This is a genomic window from Amycolatopsis sp. A1MSW2902 (assembly GCF_017312175.1).
In the GTDB taxonomy this organism is placed as follows: domain Bacteria; phylum Actinomycetota; class Actinomycetes; order Mycobacteriales; family Pseudonocardiaceae; genus Amycolatopsis; species Amycolatopsis nivea.
Genome location: NZ_QJPO01000003.1, coordinates 483,377 through 501,039, shown reverse-complemented (window position 1 = coordinate 501,039; position 17,663 = coordinate 483,377). Strand labels below are relative to the sequence as shown.

Here is a 17,663-nt window from a genome sequence, read left to right as displayed (position 1 = left end):
TAGAATTACCGCAATTCGCTGGTCGGGCGAAGGGGGAGAAGCATGGTCGAGAAGGAGTTTGTCGGCCGGGCGGCGGAACTGGCCGCGTGCCTGGACCGCGCGGCCGCGGTGACCGTGGTGGAAGGACGGCCGGGGATCGGGAAAACCCGGCTGCTGGCCGAAGTCGCACAGCGGGCGCCGGATCCGGTGTGCGCGGTGCCCGGGGGCGCGCCGGAGTTCTCCCGCCGCCTGGCGCACGCGCTCGGCCCGGAATCGCTGGTGGTGGTGGACGACGCGCAATGGGCCGACGAAGCTTCGCTGCGGCTGTTGATGTCGCTGGTCGCAAGACCGGGGAACGACCAGCGGCTCGTGCTGTCGGTCCGCGACGGGCAGCGGCAGCCCGCGCTGACCCGGTTGCTGCATTCCGAGCGCGTCCCGGCCCGGTACGTGACGCTGCCCGCGTTCACCGACGCCGAGGTCGCCCGCCTCTTGCCGGGGCACGACGACGTCGAACGGGCGCGGATCGCCGCCGCGGCCGAGCGCATCCCGCTGTACCTGTTGCTGCTGGCCGATTTGCCGCCGCACGAGTGGCCGGGCCACGACGACAGCCCGGCCGCCGAAGACCGGCCGATGCTGCCGGCGGAACGGGTGCTGTTCGCCGAGGTGTCGGCGCTGCCGGAGGCTGAGCGGCTGGTCGTCCAAGCCGCGGCGTGCGGCGGCGCGATCCTCGACGCGGATCTGGTCCAGGCGATGACTGTGCTGCCCCGGGCTGAGGTCGGCTACGCGATCGAACGGCTGCTGTGTCGGGGCGTGCTGACGGGCGGGGCCGCGGGGCTGCGGTTCCGGCACCCGTTGGTCCGCGCCGCCGCCGCGCGGCTCGCCGGACGCGGCTGGGCGGCGGGCGCGCACCACCGGGCGGCGGCCTACCTGCGCGAACTTGACGCGCCGCTCACCTTGCGCGCGTATCACCTCGAGAAGTCCTTGTACCGCCACGATCTGGTGGCAGTCGGCGAACTGGCGTCGGCGGGGGAGGAGGTGCTCGGCACCGCTCCGGCGGCGTGCGCCCGCTGGCTCGGCGCGGCGGTGGCGAACCTGCCGGAACGGATGCGCGGCGGGCACGAGCACTGCCGCCTGTCCGTCCTGCGGGCCGAAGCGCTGTTGGCGTCCGGGCAACCGGCCGCGGCCCGTGCGTTGCTGGTGGCGTTGCCGGAGTCGGCCCCGGTGCTGGCGCTGCTTTCTCGGTGCGAGCACGCCCTCGGCCGCACTCGCCGCGCGCGCTCGATCGCCGAGGCCGCGATCGCCGCGTCGGGCCAGGCTGACGCGCGGGCCCACCTTGAACTGGCACACCTGGAATTGCTGGACGGCGACGCTGTCGGCGCGCAGCAGCGGCTCCGCCGGACCGCGGCGGACCCGAGCGCCGGGCCCGCGGTGCAGGCCGCGATCGCGGCGCTCGCTGCCATCGGGCTGGCCTGCGCCGGGCGGACCGCCGAGGCCAGGCACGCCCAGCAGACCGCCGCCGACGGGTTCGACCTGCTCGACGACAGCGAATTGCGTTCGGTCCTCTACACCGTGCCCGCGCTGTGCTGGGCCTCGTGCTTCCTCGACGACGACCGGCGCGCGCTCGCCCTGCTGGACCGGGCGCTGCAGCTCAGCACGCCTGGGCTGAGGCAGGGCCTGCCGTTCCTGTACTCGGTGCGCGGTTACGTGCTGTGGAAACTGGGGCGGCTCGCCGAGGCGGCGGAAGCCGCTGCCGAAGCGGAAACCGCGGCGACCCGATTCGGCCATGACGACGTCGTGCCGATAGCCGCCGCGATCCAGTTGCGAGTGCTGCTCGCGACCGGAGACCGGTCGGCGGCCGAGCAACAATGGCGCACGGTGGAGAAAATGCCGCGGCCGACGGTCGCGTGGTGGCGGCGGACGGTGGAGCACATCCTCGCTGAGGCGGGTCTCGAACTCGGCATGTTCCCCGGAGCGGTCGAGCAGCCGGCAGAGCGGACAGCGAATCCGTTGCTGGTAGCCAGATTGGCGCAGGACTGCCGGGTCGCCCTTTCCGAAGGAGCGGTTGCGGAGGCGCGCCGACGAGCGGCTGAGGCAATGGAACGGGCCGCGGCCACTGGATTGAAGAGCGACCTCGGCCTCGCGTTGCTGGCGCGCGCGACGGTGGCAGCGGCCGAGAACGACCTCGCTGCCGCGTTGACGGATGCTTCCGCAGCGGCCGTCGCGTTCGGCCGGGCGGCGATGGTGCTGCATCGCGGTCGGGCGGTGCTGTTGGTCGCGGAAGTGCTGGGGAGACAGGGAAACTTCGACGCCGCGACCCAGCGGATCGGCGAGGCGCGGGAAGTGTTCCAGAGCGCGGGGGCGAGCGCGTTGCTGCGCGAGACGACGAAGGTGCAGCGACGATTGGCCGGACGGCGAAAACTGGAGTCGCCGCCGGGCGGGCGGGCGCTTTCGCGGCGGGAACGGCAAGTGGCGGAAATGGTGGTGCGCGGGTTGACGACGAAGGAAATCGCGGCCGAGTTGTTCTTGAGCCCGCGGACGGTGGACGCGCATGTGGCGCGGGTGCTGAACAAACTCGACCTCACCACCCGCGCCGGGATCGCCCGCCGATTGATCAGCTGACGCTCGTCGCGGGCCGGGGTGTCCCGGGCCGTGGAACAAGCTGCGCTGCCCGGACGCGCGCCGTTGTACCGTCAGCCCGGACAATCGGTGAACGCGCACGGAAGGGCTGTTTTCGTGGCTGCGAAGAATCGGTGCGGCAGGAACCCCGCGGCGAAATACGCCATTCTGGACTTGGACGGGACCCTGCTGCCCGGGCACACTTCGCGGCATTACCTCCGGGTCCTCCTCGACGACGGCGCCTGCGACCGGCAAGCGGGCTTGTCCTGCCTGGAAGCCATCGCGCAGTACGCGGCCGCGGAGAAAGCGCCGCCGGGGCTCCTGGACGAGATCTACCGGCTGTACGCGCTCGCGATGAAAGGCGCGTCGGTCGCACAGGCCCGGTTCGCGGCGGAGAAAACCTGGCGGGCGCGCCGGGGAATGCTGTTTTCCTTTGTCCCGGAACTGCTTTCGCTGCTGCGGGCGAGCGGCTACCGGATCCATTTGTTGTCGGGCAACCACGATTTCCCGGTCCAGGAGGCGGCGTTCGACCTGGGCCTGTCCGGCGGACATGGTGCCGTCGTGGAGGTAGCTGACGGCCGGTTCACCGGACGCTTGCTGTCCGCTCCCGGTGCGCCTGGCGGCAAACTCACCTTCGTGCGCTGTCTCGCCGACGCGACCGGATTTGACGCGGAGAACTCCCTGGCGATCGGGAATTCGGCCTCGGACGCGGAGGTCTTTTCGTGCGTGGGCAAGGCGCTGGCTTTTGAACCGGACGCTGAGCTTCGGCGGCTTGCTGCGGGGCGGCCGTGGCATGTTGTTGACCGGCGGACGATCCTGCGGGTGTGCGCGCGACTGACCGCTCGGGCGACGGCTGCGTGAGGGGAACGCACTTCCCGGTCCGGAACGGAAACCCGATGGTGCGTCAAGACCCTGTTCCGTGGTCTGGAACATTGCTCTGCGTCCACGTTCAGTCGCTCACTGGCTACTGAGTGCTGGTATTGTCGTCCGGCGGAGGAGCGGCGGTCGCCGGAAACGGGATCGGCCGGTTCTCCCGCGGCCGGCACGGACGGCGCCACCCTCGCCGTCGTGGCCGGTCCGGTCGATCGCCGCTCCGGAACTGGCGCCGCCCGCCGACCGCGGGGGCTCCCGGGTCGCGGGCGACGGCGGCGCTGCCCGGAGTCCGCCGACGCGCTCCGGCGGAAACGCGGGACTGCCGGGAATATTCTCGGCCCTGGCCGATTGTTCGCCGGGATTTCCGCGCGATCTTTCGCCCTGGTTCTCCGACGGACGAAAAGCGGTGGGAAGCAATTGTCACGGCGTGCGACCACGACGGCGCGGAAACCCGGGACGGCGACGCAGCGTGACCGGTCGCGACCGGTTCCGGGGACGGACCTGTCGCACGACGAGGCGGGCGGGCCAGCGCGCTGCGCCACTGGGGCGATCTCTTTCAGTGAACGGGTGCGTCCGGTTGTGCCGGACGCGGCACTGGGCAAGCATGAAGGCGCGAGAGCAGGACTGTCTCGGGAAAGACGTGGGTGGCGAACGAATCGGGCGGCGGCGAGGCGCGGCGCCGCCCGGGAACGGCGGAGGCGCGAGGACCGCGCGGGGCGGCGGTCGCGCGGCCTCGCCCGGCGCGCGCGGGAAGGAAGCTCCGCGCGGGCACGAGAGGGATTTTCGCGGATTCGGTGGAGGTTTCGGTCGTGACTATGAGCGACGACAACGGGCGGTGGGCTTGCACGAGCGTGGTGCCGCGCAGGCCGATTCCCCGGGCGCTTTCGATCCTGGGCGCGATCCGGGATTCGGGAGGGATCGAAACGCTGAGCGAGATTTCGCGGTCGACACGGCTGCCGAAAAGCACGGTGCACCGGCTTCTCGCCGAGATGCAGGGATATGGAATGGTCGTGCGGGCGGGATACCATTACCGGCACGGGGAAGCCGTGTGCCGCCTCGCCAGACCCGGTTCGACACAGGAACTGCAACGGCTGCGCCGAGGCATTCTCCCGTCCCTGATCGACATCCACTGGCGCACCGGCTACCTGGTCGGGCTCGGCGTGGCCAGCGGAAATGTCGTCGATTTCGTGCATTTGATCTACAGCAGCGGCTATTGCTCGCTGGCCGAGCGCATCGAAAACGATTCGCAGCTCGCCGGAAGCGCGGCGGGACGCGTGCTGATGGCGTTCGACCCGGGTCTCGCGGCGCGGTTCGCGGTCTTCGCCGGCTACCGCGGCGAGGACGAGAACGGCGGCGGTCTCCCGGCGTGGCTGAGCGCGGAACTGCGCGAGATCCGGCAGCGCGAGGTGTCGTTCAACCCGCGCGTCCCCGGCGCGCTGCTCGCGGCGGCGGTACCGGTGTTCAACGTGACCGGGACGGCGGTCGCCGCGCTGAGCGTGGCGGCGCCGCGCCGGGTGTTCAATTCGCGGGAAGCGCATTCGTCGCTGCAGGCGACCCGGATGACCGCGCAGCGCATCCTCCGCGAAACGGTGGCGGCTGATTGGCGGAGCGCGAAATCCGGCCGTCCGGTGGAATAGCCCGGCTGTCGGAGGCGTCCGGAAGGCGGAACGTTTCCCGGGGAACGGCGCAATTTCGCTCCGGTGCCGCTCTGCCTTGCCTGCTGCGGAGAAGGCGGAACAGTCCGGCAATCCCGCTGTGCCGTGCGCACTTCCGCTCCGGCCTTTGCTGATCAGGTCTCGCGCGGAGCGTTCCCTTTCGAGGCAGGCACTTTCGCTGCGAGGTCGCCTGATCGGCGCAGTCGCGGCCAGCGTGCCGAACCCGCGCGGAGGGCCGCAGCGCCTTTCGCGCCGGGACCAAAGTCTCCTGCGTCGCGGACGTCCGCCCGCAGTGGCGCCGGGGCGCGGCGGCCTAGCGTCGGCGGCGAGGAACCGGACGGAGGAGGCATGTGATGGAGGAGCGGAGGGCCCCGTTGCCAGGGGCTGCCCGCCGGTCGCCCACCGGACGCGGCAAGCACGGTGCCGCGATCTGCCCGCGAACACGGGAGAAGGAGAACCGGGAGCCACGACGGTGAGGCGACCGGTGGTCGTCGGCGCCGACGGCTCGACGGCGGCGCTCGCGGCGGTCCGCTGGGCGGCGGTCGAGGCCGGGCGGCGCGGCACCGGGCTAGTGGTGTTCCACGCCGAACTGTGCGACGACCCGGACCTGCTGCCGCACGGCAAACCGCCCGGCGACGCCGAACTGCTGATGGAACCCGCGCGCCGCCTGTTGCGGCAGGCGGCGGAGACTGCCCGCCAGGCCGCGCCCGCGGTTCCGGTGCGTATGTGCGTCCGGCTGGGGACGGCGGCCGAATTGCTGGCCGCGCTGTCCGACGAAGCCGGACTGCTCGCGCTGGGCGCCCACGGGCTCGGCGGGGCGCGCGGAGGAGCGATCGGGTCGGTGGCCCTGCGGGCGGCCGCGTCCGCGCGCTGTCCGGTGGTGGTCATCCGGGGCAGCGCGGCGGCGGACGGACCGGTGGTGGTCGGCCTCGACGACTCCGACGGCGGTGAGCGCGCACTCGCTTTCGCCTTCGACGCCGCGGTTTCGCGCGGCACCGGAATCGAAGCGGTCCACGCGTGGCACGACGGCCGGAAAGGCGGGCTGCGGGAACAGGTGGCCGCGTGGTCCCGCAAACACCCAGTCGTGCCGGTCCGCATGCATGTCGTCCGGGTGCGCTCAGCGGCGCGGGCGCTGCCCGGGATTTCCGCCGGGGCACAGCTGATCGTCGCCGGAGCCCGAGCGAGCGGCCCACTGGCGGGCGGTCTGCTCGGTTCGACGGGGTACTGGCTGCTCGCCCACGCCGCCTGCCCGGTCGCGGTCGCCCGCTGACGAGTCCTCTGTGGACGGTTGTACCCCGGCCCGACCGCTGTCGATTTCGGACAGCGGACCAAGCCTGACAGCGCGGTGCTTGTCGGGGCCGACGTCGTTTGCGGCGCGATCGAGCGCACCCCACGTCCGGTGCCGGAATGGGGAGCCCGCCGCCAGCCGATCGGGAAGCGGCTGCTCGACGGCTGGCAGGAGAAGCACAGCCGGAAGCTGGTCCGCGACCGGCCGCGGCAGCTGCTGCTCGACGAGTCGGAGCGGGCGCCGCTGCGTGGCCGGGGCGGGTTCGCCGGGATGCTGCTCGGGTCGACCAGCCAGGCACTGATCCACCACTCCTCGTGCCCGACGTACGGCGCTGACCGTTCCCGCGAATATCTGGCGAAAGGACAACAAACCGGGAAACACCCGTCCGGAGCACCCGGAAATCCCGCGCCCGATGATCAGGAATTCCGCCGGAAGAACCATTCCGCTGATCTTCGCGCCAGCCCGCCCGCGCCGCTCGGCCTAGCGGCGCGGCACCCGATTCCGCCGAGCAGCCAAGGGAAGGCGGCAAGCGGACCAAGCCTGCGAGTATCGCTTTTCCGTTGCGATTCCCTCGCAGCGAGACCGTCCGGAACGCCCGTTTTCCCGGGCAACGCCGAAAATCGCGGCGGCACCCTTTTCGCGTGCTTGACGGCCCGTCGCACGAGCCGCGAGACTGAATTCCCAGTGGCGCCGCGGACGGGACGCGGGGGCCGGACGGGCAGGAGCCGCGGTGAACCAGCGGGACACACCCGAACACGAGCGGCTGACGTTCCCCGATCAGCCGAGGATGGAGCTGGACCAGCTTCTCGGCGAGCTGGTGGAACGCGCCCAGGAGGTCATCAGCACGCAGGGCAGGCTGCGGGGGCTGCTGCGCGCGACCCAGTCCATCACCGGCAGCCTCGCGCTGCCCGCGCTGCTGCGCCGCCTCGTGGAGTCCGCGTGCGAGCTGGTCGGGGCGCGGTACGCGGCGCTGGGCGTGATCGGGCCGGACGGGCGGCTGACCGAGTTCGTGCACACCGGGATGGATCCCGAGTCGGTCGCGCGGATCGGCCGGCTGCCCGAGGGCAAGGGCCTGCTCGGCGTGGTGGTCGAGGACCCGCGCCCGGTGCGGCTGGACCGGTTGCAGGACGATCCCCGGTCGACCGGGTTCCCCGAGGGGCATCCGCCGATGACGAGCTTCCTCGGCGTCCCGGTCCGGGTGCGCGGCGAGGTTTTCGGCGACCTCTACCTCGCCGACTCCGAACAGGGCCGGTTCACCGAGGAGGACGAGCAGCTGGCGCTCGCGCTCGCCGCGGCGGCGGGCAGTGCGATCGAGAACGCGCGGCTGTACGAGACCGCGCGCAACCAGCAGGAATGGCTGCGCGCGTCCGCCGCCGTGACCAGGGAGTTGCTGTCGGCGGATCTCGGCGATCCGCTGGGCCGCGTCGTCGACTACGCACGGGCGCTCGCGTCCGCGGACCTGGTTTCGGTGACCCGCCCGGCGGAACGGGAGGGCTACCTCTTCGTCGAACGCGCGGTCGGGGCGGGTGCGGAGCAACTGGCCGGACGGGAACTGCTCACCGAGTCCACTGTGGCCGGCACGGTGTTCGCCCGCGGCGAGCCGAGGATCGCGTCGTGGCCGGACGAACTGCCCCAGCTCTCGGCGCCGTCCGTGCTGAGCTTGAATCTCGATTCGGTGATGCTGGTGCCGCTCGCCGGGAACGGGACGGTGGCCGGGGTGCTGACCGTCTCCCGGCTGGCCGGCCGCCCGGCGTTCACCTCCGACGACCTGGAGATCGCGGCCTGGTTCGCCGACCAGGCGGCGGTGGCGCTCGAACTGGCGCGGGCGCGGGCCGAACGCGAGGACGCCGCGCTGCACGACGAACGCGACCGGATCGCCGCGCGGCTGCACAGCGAGATCCTCAACCGGCTCTACGCCACCGCGCTGTCGCTGCAGACCACGGCCGGGCTCGCCAAATCGGCGGTGGTCGCGACCCGGCTGCGCGAGACGATCGCCGACCTGGACGACGTGATCAACCACGTGCAGCAGACCGTGTTCCGCCTCGACGACGTCCTGCCGCCCGCTCCGGAACCGGTCCGCGACCAGGTGCTGCGGGTGCTGGCGCGGGCCCGCGAGGAATGGGGGCTGGCGGTGTCCACGCAGCTGACCGGGAAGCTCGACGCGGTGCACGCGGACGTCGTGGTGCCGCTGCTGTCCGACGCGCTGCGGCTGATCGCCCAGCACACCTCGGCCGAAGCGGTGGAGGTCGAGATCCAGGCGGAACCGGCGCAGACGACGGTGACCGTCCGGTACGAGGGCGCGGGCGACGTCGCGGTGTCCGCCGCACCCGGCCTGGCCGCGCTGGCGGAGCGGGCGAGCCGCCGCGGCGGGACGCTGACCGTGGCGGGCGGTTCGCGGCTGAGCTGGTCCGTGCCGGTGAAAACGCGGTCGCCTGCCGGTGATTGAGGACTTTCGGTACCGCCGGAGCGCGCCGGCGCGCCGTACTCTCGACGCACGAACGGACCCGATGTGGGAGAAGGACCGATGCTGCGGGTTTTCCTGGTGGACGATCACGAGGTGGTCCGGCGCGGGGTCGCCGACCTGCTGGAGGAGGACCCCGGGATCGCCGTGGTCGGCCAGGCGGGCGACGTCGCGCAGGCGCTGGCCCGGATCCCGGCGCTGCGGCCGGACGTCGCGGTGCTCGACGTGCGGCTGCCCGACGGCAACGGCATCGAACTGGCCCGCGAGCTGCGGTCGACCTCGCCGGACCTCAAATGCCTGATGCTCACGTCCTACACCGACGAGCAGGCGATGCTCGACGCCGTGCTGGCCGGCGCCGCCGGGTACGTCATCAAGGACATCAAGGGCCTCGACCTGATCTCGGCGGTCCGGGACGTCGGAGCGGGCAAGTCGCTGCTGGACGCGCACGCGGCGGCCGCGCTGATGGCGAAACTGCGCGACAGCGCGGAAAAACAGCGGGGGCCGCTGTCGCGACTGTCCGAACAGGAACGCACACTGCTCGCGCTCATCGGGGAGGGGCTGACGAACCGGCAGATCTCCGAACGGATGTTCCTGGCGGAGAAAACGGTGAAGAACTACGTGTCGCGTTTGCTGACGAAGCTCGGGATGGAGCGGCGCACGCAGGCGGCGGTGCTGGCGACGGAGTTGCGGGGCCGCCCGTATCGGCCGGGTGGTTAGACGTTGAGCCGGGAGGGAGTGACGAGGACGTCTTCCAGCGCCCGGCGCGGGGTTCGCGGGACGGGTGCGCCGTAACCGAGGCGGAGCACGATCTGCGGCCAGAGCCCGCCGCCGAGCAGGTCGCGGAGGCGGGCGCGGATCGCGGGCACTTCGACCGGCTGGGAGATGAACGAGGCGTCGATCCCGAGCGCGGTGGCGGTGAGCAGGACGCGTTGCATGGCTTGCCCGGCGCGGAGCCGGTCGATCGCCAGGTCGGCGAACGTCCCGACCACGACGACCAGCGGCGCGGCGCCCGGTGCGCGCGAACCGCCGCCGTAATCGCGCAGGACCCAGGTGTCGTCCGCGGTGACGGCCCCTCCGGCGGCGAACGGCACGCCGTCGCGCCGGTCGCGCCCGCGTCCGGTCCAGCGCTGCCATTCGGACCGGAACGCCGGATCCTCGGTCTGGAGCCGGTGGCTTTCGCGGATCAGCTCCTTGAGCCCGGCGAGCTGGTCCTCGTCGAGCCGAGGCAGCCAGGCGTGCTCGACCTCGGCCGCGTGCCGCAGGACGCCCAGCGCTCCGGCCGGAACGGTTTTGGCGGTGAACGGCGTGCGGTTCGTGTGCCGGAGCGGGATGGCTTCGGCCAGGGAATCGAGCTTCCGGTCGGTCGCGGCGACGGCCCTCGGGCGCACGAGGGCGAGCAGGTCGGGATTGCCGCGCCGGGGGAAGTAGCTGGTGGCGGGCTGGACTCCGGTCGCGTGGATCGCGGCGCGCAGGTTGAACAGCGCGGCTCCGCAGGAGAGCAGCAGCTCGCGCCGGTCCGGGTCGGCGACGGGCAGGGCGCGGTCGGGGTCGGCGTGCACCTCGATGCCGGTCGGGCGGACGCTGAACAGCCAGGGCTGGGTGTTGTGCGTCGACGGCGCGAGGGTGGCGCTGAGCAGCACCGACGCCACCTGTTCGGCGCTGAGCAGGCCGGACGGCGCCACCTGAAGGGTCATCCTTCTCCCCGGGACCGCGAAACGCGGGACACTGTGTCGTGCGTAGTCGCTTCAGCATGCGTCCGCCGGACGGGGGCGCACAGGGGCGAAAGTCATCTGTCTGAGGACGCCGAGCGCCGAAAGCAGGTCTGATGCCGGAAACGCCCCGGAAGCTGTCGGGAACCCTGTCGCAGCTGCGGCTGCGGGAGACGTTGCGCGATCTGCAGGAGCGGATCGAGCTGTTGATCGGCACCCGGGACAAAATGGACGGCTTGCTCGAGGCGGTGCTGGCGGTTGCGTCGGGACTGGAGCTGGACGCGACGCTGCGTCGGATCGTGCAGGCCGCGGTGGAGCTCGGCGAGGCTCGTTACGGCGCGCTGGGCGTGCTGGGCGACGACGGCGCGCTGGCCGAGTTCGTGTACCTGGGCATCGACGCGGAGACGCGGGAGCGGATCGGGCATCTTCCGGAGGGGCACGGTCTGCTGGGGTTGGTGATCGACGATGCGAAGCCGTTGCGGCTGACGGAGATTTCGGCGCATCCGGCGTCGGTGGGGTTCCCGGCGAATCATCCGCCGATGCACTCGTTCCTCGGGGTTCCGGTGCGGGTCCGCGAGGAAGTCTTCGGGAATCTCTATCTCACCGAGAAGAAAGACGGGGCGGAGTTCACCGACGACGACGAGGTGATCGTGCAGGCGCTGGCCGCGGCGGCGGGGATCGCGATCGAGAACGCGCACCTGTACGAGCAGACGCGGTTGCGGCAGCGGTGGCTCGGCGCGACCAGCGAGGTGACCACGGAACTGCTGGGCGGGACGGATCCGGTGGACGCGCTGGAGCTGATCGCGGGCCGTGCGCTGGAGCTGACCGGTTCGGACGTCACGATGCTCGCGTTGCCGGGCACGGGCCGGCTCGATGTCGACGAGGAGCGGGACACCGATCCCGCGGAACTGACCGTGACCGTGTGCGCGGGCGGTGACGCCACCGATCTCATGGGATTGCGGATGTCGGTCGAGGGGACGGTGCCGGGGGCGGTGTTCCGGGACCGTACTCCGCGCCGGATGGCGGAGCTGGCGCTGCTGCCCGACCGCGGCCGCGGTCCCGCGCTGGTGGTGCCGTTGCGGGCGGGCGACCACACGTCGGGGGTGTTGATCGCGTTGCGGGAGCCGGGTTCGGCGCTGTTCGAGACGGCGCAGCTGCCGGTGCTCGCGTCGTTCGCGGACCAGGCCGCGCTGGCGTTGCAACTGGCGGCGCAGCAGCGGGCGGCGCGGGAGCGCGACGTGCTGTCGGATCGGGACCGGATCGCCCGGGATCTGCACGACCATGTGATCCAGCGGCTGTTCGCGGTGGGGCTGGCGATGCAGAGCACGCAACGGCGGACGAAAGCGCCGGAGCTGCAGCGGCGGTTGCAGGAGAGCATCGACCAGATGCACGAGATCGTGCGCGAGATCCGGACGGCGATTTTCGACCTGCACGGCGGCGCGGCAGGGGAGACGCGGCTGCGGAACCGGTTGCACGACGCGATCGCGGAACTGACCGACGACGCGCCGCTGCACCCGGCGGTCAGTATGGCGGGCCCGCTCGACGCGGTGCCCGCCCAGCTTGCCGAGCACGTGGAAGCGGTGGTGCGAGAGGCGGTCAGCAACGCGGTCCGGCACGCGGGGGCTTCGGCGCTGTCGGTTTCCGTCGCGGTACGGGACGAAATGGTGCGCATTTCGGTGACCGACGACGGAACCGGGCTGCCGGAGGGGGTTTCGCCGAGCGGGCTGGGGAATCTGCGGGAACGCGCGGAGTCGGCGGGCGGTGAGTTCACGCTCGGAACGAGCGCGGGCGGCGGGGTGCGGCTGGACTGGTCAGCTCCGCTGCGCTGACCTGGTCGTCCGACGCGCGACTCTGCAGGTTGGTGAGAAATCCGGCGCCCTGGACGTTCGATAGTCCACTGTGGACCTACGAACTGCCAGTGCAGGACCGATTTCCCGATTGTCCATTGTGGACTACGCTTGGTGCGGCGGGGAAACTGGTTGAGGCCGCTGCGACGGCGGGCCGAGCCGGGAGTAGGGTGGCGAAGCCGTCCGAAAAGGCGCAGTGCCGTTGGCATACTCGCGTTTCCGCTGCGGCCCAGAAAGGAGAAAACATGACCGACACGGCCGCGTCCTCCGGCGACCACGAGTTGCTGCGCGCGTTCGTGGACATGGCCGACACACTGGCCGACGACTATGACACGGCGGACATGCTGCACCGGCTCGCGAACTACAGCGTCACGCTGCTCGGAGCCTCGGCCGCCGGGCTGCTGCTCGCCGATCAGCGCGGCGGACTGGAGACGATCGTGCCGGACGAGAGTGCCTCGATCCGCGAGCTGCTGCGGACCGAACCGGGGCCGTGCCTGGACGCCTACCGCAGCGGCGAACCGGTGCGCGTCGAGGACATCGCCGCGGAGGACGCGAAATGGCCGCGCTTCGCGGAGCAGGCGACGACGGCGGGATTCCGGTCCGTACAAGCGCTTCCGTTGCGATTGCGCAAGCAGGTGATCGGCACGCTGAATCTGTTCGGACAGGGCCCGGACCCGGTGAGCGGGCCCGCGCTGAACGTGGCCCGCGCGCTGGCGGACGTCGCGACCATCGGGATTCTGCAGGAACGCGCGATCCGGCGCGGGGAACTGCTCGCCGAGCAGTTGCAGCACGCGCTCAACAGCCGGGTCGTCATCGAACAGGCGAAGGGCGTGCTGGCGCATGCCGGCGGGCTGGAAATGGACGCGGCGTTCGACCGGCTGCGCGCTTACAGCCGTGCGCGCAACGAACGGCTCAGCGCGTCGGCCGGGGCGGTCGTGCGCGGCGAACTGCGGCCGGAGCGGGTGCTCGGCGACGCGAGCTGAGCGTCACCCGCCGCGGCCGGGATGACCGCGCTCGTTCCCGATTCCTCGCGCGTCGATCCTGCCGATTGCTGCCAGAGTTCGCCAGCCAGGCTGTTCGACGCGGCGCCCGCTGCCGTGCTTGCCAGGCGGGCAATCCTGCTGACCCCGCCGCTCGCCGGAGAAGGCGGTGTTCCGTCCGCGTTTCCCGCGGATTCCGTTCCACTGCGCCGAAGAATGAACCGCATTCGCCGACCAACCCGTCGCGGCCGGTCCGGCGGAGCGAATCCGATCCCTGACAAAGACCATTCTGCCCGGGAATTTGACAGTTCCGGCGCGACCGAACGGAGGTTGTGCCGTTTCCCGCCGCGCCCAGACTGGAGTCAGGCGGGAACGAGCGGTCCGTGCCGTTCTCGTGGCGGCGGCCGGGAAAAAGCCGCCGGTGATGTCGAGCCCATGCCGGCAGGCCGCCTGGTCGGTGCGTGGATGCCGCTCGTCGTGTCCCGCGCCTGTCCGTCCGGCTCTCCTGGCGAGGCGGGAGCGAAGGAGGACGGATGAGACTTGACGGGAAGGCAGGCGTCGCGCTGACGGCCGTCGCGCTGGCGGCGGCGTCGCTGGCCGGTTCGGCGTCGATGGCCGGCGAGCGGGCCGCGGCGGCACCCCCGCCGGCGTGCTCGCCGGACACGACGGTGACCACCGACGACGGTCCGGTGTGCGGGATCGCCGGCCCGGACGTCCGGTCGTGGGAAGGGATCCGGTTCGGCGCACCGCCGGTCGGCGATCTGCGCTGGGCGCCGCCGCAGCGTCCGGCGAAATGGACCGAGCCGTTCCCCGCGACCGCGCCCGGCAACGCGTGCCCGCAGCTTGCCGGGCTCGGCCCCGGATCGGAGACCGAGGACTGCCTGAACCTGAACGTCCGCGTGCCCGCCAACCCCGGGCACGAGAAGCTCCCGGTCATGGTGCAATTCCACGGCGGCGGATTTCTGATCCTGCAGGCGCAGGACGCGAGCCGGCTCGTGACCGAGGGCCGCGTGATCAGCGTCGAGGTCAACTACCGGCTCGGGATTTTCGGGTTCCTCGCGCACGCGGCGTACGGCGAGCACGCGGGCGATTACGGGCTGCAGGACCAGCAGGCGGCGCTGCGCTGGGTGCAGCGCAACATCGTGAAGTTCGGCGGAGACCCGCACAACGTCACGATCTACGGGGCGTCCGCGGGCGGTTCGAGCGTCTGCGACCACACCGTTTCGCCCACCGCGGCGGGATTGTTCCAGCGCGGCATCGCGCAGAACGGCGAGTACAACTCGTTGCTGGGCACGGACATCCAATGGCAGGCGCAGGACTGCAAGGCCGATCTTCCCGACGAGGAGGAGGCCCAGCAGGCAGGTGCGCGGTTCGCCAAAGCGCTGGGGTGCGAGTCGAATGCCGGGGAATGCTTGCGCAAGGTGCCCGTGGCGACCCTGCTGAAACAGGCGGGCAACGGGATGAAACCGGACAGCGGCACGGTCGCGCCGATCGTGAACGGGACCACGCTGCCGATGTCGCCGGGCGAGGCGTTCGCCAAGGGACGGGTCAACAAGGTCGCGCTGATGCACGGCGTGGCCCGCGACGAGGTTCAGTTGCCGTCCGCCTCCACTCCGGAGGACTACCGGAAAATGGTGGCGCAGCAGTACGGCGAGCACGCGAAGGAGGTCAGCGAAAGCTATCCGCTGAAGCGATTCCCCAATCCCGCGCCGTTCCTCGCCTTCCGGACCATCGTGGCCGACTCTAATTCGGTCTGCCCCGCGCTGCTGAACGACGAGCGGCTGTCCCGGCATATTCCGGTGTATGCCTACGAAATGGACGACACCGACGTGCCGCCCGCGTTCTTCCTCGATCCCACCAAACCGAACGGCGCGTACCACGTCTCCGAGGGGATGCTGCTGACGCCGCCGCCGGGAGTTCAGCTCAACCCCAACCAAAAGGTGCTCTCCGACCAGCTGGTGGCGCAGTGGACCGGCTTCGCGCGCACCGGGAACCCCACCGTGGACGGCACTCCGCAGTGGGACCCCTTCACCGAACGCAACCCGGTCGTCATGTCCCTCAACGCGGCGGGGGACAGCCAGCTCACCACTGAGATCCCGCGCCAGCACCGGTGCGACGGCCTGTGGAACCCGTTGGCTCCGTTCGCGCAGCATCGGTGAGACGCCGGTGCCGGCAGGGTTTCCTCCTGCCGGCACCGGTTTCAGGGCCGTCCGCCTTCGAGGTGGATGGTTTCGCCGGTGAGGAATTCCGCCTGCAGCATCCACAGCACCGTGTCGGTCACGTCGGCGACGGTGCCGGTGCGGCCGACGAGGGTTCGCTTCGCGGCATTGGCGAGGACATCCGGTTTGCTGTCCCAGACGCCGGAGTCGATGATCCCCGGCGACAACGCGTTGACCCGGACCGGCGCGAGTTCGGCAGCAAGGTGTCGCGCGGCGAAGGCGGCCGCCCCGTTGGTCACGCCGGTCACGACGCTTCCGCGTGCCGGACGCCAGCCGACCTGCCCGGAGAACAGCAGCAGCGACCGTCGGATCGTGAAGTGTTTCGCGAGCAGCAACGGGCCGATGACCTTGGCCGCGAAGGCGTCGACGGTCTTGTCCCGATCGAGTTCGCGGACCGGCACCGCGTGGGGCGCCGCCGCGGTGTTGACGACATGATCGACCGGCCCGAGTTCGTCCGCCGCGGCCGCGATGGTCGCCTCGTCGCGCAGGTCGATGTGCAGTCCGCCGGGCCGATGGGACGCGACGTGCACCTTCGCACCCTCGGCGCTCGCGGCGTCGGCGATCGCCGTGCCCAGGTGCCGTCCGCCCAGCACCAGCACTGTCTGTCCGGCCAGCCGGTTGTTCATGGCCCTTCTCCGTTCCGTCGGTTCGCCGTGGCCGAAGTAGGCTATGGAAAAGTAACCAGGTACTTCAACGTAACCGGAACCGGAGGAATCGCCGTGCGCTACAACGTCATGTCCGCCCGCTGCCCGTCCCGGGTGGTGCTGCACCGGATCGGGGCGCGGTGGACGGTCTTCGTGGTCAACGCGCTGGAGCACGGGCCGATGCGCTTCACCGCGCTGGTCGACCGGATCCAGGGCGTCACCCCGAAGGTGCTGACCGAAACGCTGCGCGCGATGGAGGAGGACGGCCTGCTCTTCCGCGTCGAGTACGCGGAGCAGCCGCCGCGCGTGGAGTACGGGCTCACCGACCTCGGCCAGTCCCTGCTGGTGCCGCTGCGCGCGGTCCGCGAATGGGCCGAAAGCCACGTTCCCGAAATCCTCGAAGCCCGCGAACGCGCCCAGGCCGCACGGCAGAGCTGAGTTTCTTCCGGGGTCTGTCGGAGAAAATCCCGTCACCCGCTGGCTTCCGGCACGCATAGCCTCCGGGAACTGCCCGGTCGAGGACCGTGGTTGGCTGATCGGGAAAGGCTGCGGATCGTGACGCTGCGGGAAAAGGTCGAGAGCCGGCTCGCCGGAGAACTCGCGCCGGGGGAGCGCGTGCTGGACGCGCTGGTCGCGTTCCGCACCGGCGGCGTGCGCAAGACGATGGTCGCCGGCGCGGCGGGCATCGCGGGCCTCGCCGGCGCGGCCGGGATGGCGCTCGCCGCGCGTCGCGGGCAGACCGAAGCCCCTCAAGTGCCGATCTCGACCCCGGGCCGGTTCGTCTTCTCGCTCACCTCGCACCGCGTCGCGCTGTTCACCGTCGGCGGCATCGTCCGGGCCGCCCCGGGAAAGCCGCTGCGGTCGTGGACGCTCGACCAGCTCGCCTGGGTCTCGGAACCCGAACTGAACTCCGGCGTGGCACAAGCGCTCCGGGGCCAGATCGGCGTCGCGGGCGAAGGCGTCCTCGGCTACGAATTCGCCCGGCTCCAGGTCGACGCGGGACGGTCCATGATCAAACGACTGGCCCGCGCGCTGCAGGAACTCGAATCCTGACCGTTCATCGTTCTTCGAGCCGGGTCAGCTTGTCTGGCGCTGGTCCAAGATGGACGATCCCCAGCCGGCGGGTTGCGCGGGTCATCGCGACGTAGAGGTCGTTGCGCCCGCGCGGAGCTTCGAGGATTGGGGCCGGATCGACGATCAGCACTGAATCGAACTCCAGCCCCTTCGCTTCCGCGGGCGTCAGCACGGTCGTCGTGCCGCTTTCCCGCCACGAGGCCAGCCGCCCCGGCGGAGCGATGACCGCGAACTGCCCGCCACGGTGCTCGTCGGCAATCCCGCCGACGACCCGCGCCAAGTCGGCAAGCGTGCTCCGTGCCCTGCAGGAACTCGAAT

Annotated in this window: 14 protein-coding genes; 11 read left to right on the top strand and 3 right to left on the bottom strand. The window is 71.2% G+C overall.

The annotated features are described in order from the left end of the window. Positions 1-42 precede the first annotated feature (42 nt). From DMP23_RS45400 to DMP23_RS45375, 6 genes are all read left to right on the top strand, one after another. Positions 43-2,598 carry a helix-turn-helix transcriptional regulator gene (locus DMP23_RS45400; protein WP_337824943.1) on the top strand — a complete coding sequence of 852 codons (2,556 nt, stop codon included), beginning with the start codon at positions 43-45 and terminating at the stop codon, positions 2,596-2,598. A 114-nt stretch (positions 2,599-2,712) separates the two neighbouring features. Beyond that, positions 2,713-3,456, top strand: a complete 744-nt coding sequence (locus DMP23_RS45395; RefSeq protein ID WP_337824942.1) for an HAD family hydrolase — start codon at positions 2,713-2,715, stop codon at positions 3,454-3,456. Between the two features lie 827 nt (positions 3,457-4,283). Then, positions 4,284-5,105: an IclR family transcriptional regulator gene (locus tag DMP23_RS45390; protein WP_336162232.1), complete on the top strand. Its 822-nt coding sequence runs from the start codon at positions 4,284-4,286 to the stop codon at positions 5,103-5,105. Positions 5,106-5,595: 490 nt separating this feature from the next. Then, positions 5,596-6,393 carry a universal stress protein gene (locus tag DMP23_RS45385; RefSeq protein WP_337824941.1) on the top strand — a complete coding sequence of 266 codons (798 nt, stop codon included), beginning with the start codon at positions 5,596-5,598 and terminating at the stop codon, positions 6,391-6,393. A gap of 748 nt (positions 6,394-7,141) precedes the next feature. Next, the gene (locus tag DMP23_RS45380; protein ID WP_337824940.1) at positions 7,142-8,857 is read left to right on the top strand and encodes a sensor histidine kinase; all 1,716 of its coding nucleotides are present in this window, start codon (positions 7,142-7,144) and stop codon (positions 8,855-8,857) included. Positions 8,858-8,935: 78 nt separating this feature from the next. Continuing rightward, positions 8,936-9,589, top strand: a complete 654-nt coding sequence (locus DMP23_RS45375) for a response regulator transcription factor (RefSeq protein WP_337824939.1) — start codon at positions 8,936-8,938, stop codon at positions 9,587-9,589. Here DMP23_RS45375 and DMP23_RS45370 read toward each other — a convergent pair. Then, entirely contained in the window at positions 9,586-10,566 is a 981-nt protein-coding gene (locus tag DMP23_RS45370; RefSeq protein WP_337824938.1) for an Acg family FMN-binding oxidoreductase, read from the bottom strand. The two genes, DMP23_RS45375 and DMP23_RS45370, sit on opposite strands and share 4 nt — an antisense overlap. A 131-nt stretch (positions 10,567-10,697) precedes the next feature. Here DMP23_RS45370 and DMP23_RS45365 point away from each other — a divergent pair, with 131 nt between their 5' ends. The 3 genes from DMP23_RS45365 (at position 10,698) to DMP23_RS45355 (ending at position 15,567) form a co-directional block, all read left to right on the top strand. Then, positions 10,698-12,410, top strand: coding sequence for a GAF domain-containing sensor histidine kinase (locus DMP23_RS45365; RefSeq protein ID WP_337824937.1), 1,713 nt, complete (start codon positions 10,698-10,700; stop codon positions 12,408-12,410). Positions 12,411-12,673: 263 nt separating this feature from the next. After that, on the top strand, positions 12,674-13,411 hold the full coding sequence (locus tag DMP23_RS45360) for a GAF and ANTAR domain-containing protein (RefSeq protein WP_337824936.1): 738 nt from the start codon (positions 12,674-12,676) through the stop codon (positions 13,409-13,411). A gap of 530 nt (positions 13,412-13,941) precedes the next feature. Next, the gene (locus DMP23_RS45355; RefSeq protein ID WP_337824935.1) at positions 13,942-15,567 is read left to right on the top strand and encodes a carboxylesterase/lipase family protein; all 1,626 of its coding nucleotides are present in this window, start codon (positions 13,942-13,944) and stop codon (positions 15,565-15,567) included. A gap of 41 nt (positions 15,568-15,608) precedes the next feature. Here the strand turns inward: DMP23_RS45355 and DMP23_RS45350 are convergent, their stop codons facing one another. Next, positions 15,609-16,253: an SDR family oxidoreductase gene (locus DMP23_RS45350; protein ID WP_337824934.1), complete on the bottom strand. Its 645-nt coding sequence runs from the start codon at positions 16,251-16,253 to the stop codon at positions 15,609-15,611. A gap of 93 nt (positions 16,254-16,346) precedes the next feature. Here DMP23_RS45350 and DMP23_RS45345 point away from each other — a divergent pair, with 93 nt between their 5' ends. Next, positions 16,347-16,709 carry a winged helix-turn-helix transcriptional regulator gene (locus tag DMP23_RS45345; protein WP_337824933.1) on the top strand — a complete coding sequence of 121 codons (363 nt, stop codon included), beginning with the start codon at positions 16,347-16,349 and terminating at the stop codon, positions 16,707-16,709. Between the two features lie 90 nt (positions 16,710-16,799). After that, positions 16,800-17,324: a hypothetical protein gene (locus DMP23_RS45340; RefSeq protein WP_337824932.1), complete on the top strand. Its 525-nt coding sequence runs from the start codon at positions 16,800-16,802 to the stop codon at positions 17,322-17,324. Between the two features lie 4 nt (positions 17,325-17,328). On the opposite strand, the gene DMP23_RS48200 is transcribed toward DMP23_RS45340, so the two are convergent. Then, positions 17,329-17,625 (bottom strand): ATP-binding domain-containing protein, encoded by a 297-nt coding sequence (locus DMP23_RS48200; protein ID WP_443111378.1) that lies wholly within the window; start codon positions 17,623-17,625, stop codon positions 17,329-17,331. Between the last annotated feature and the right edge of the window lie 38 nt (positions 17,626-17,663).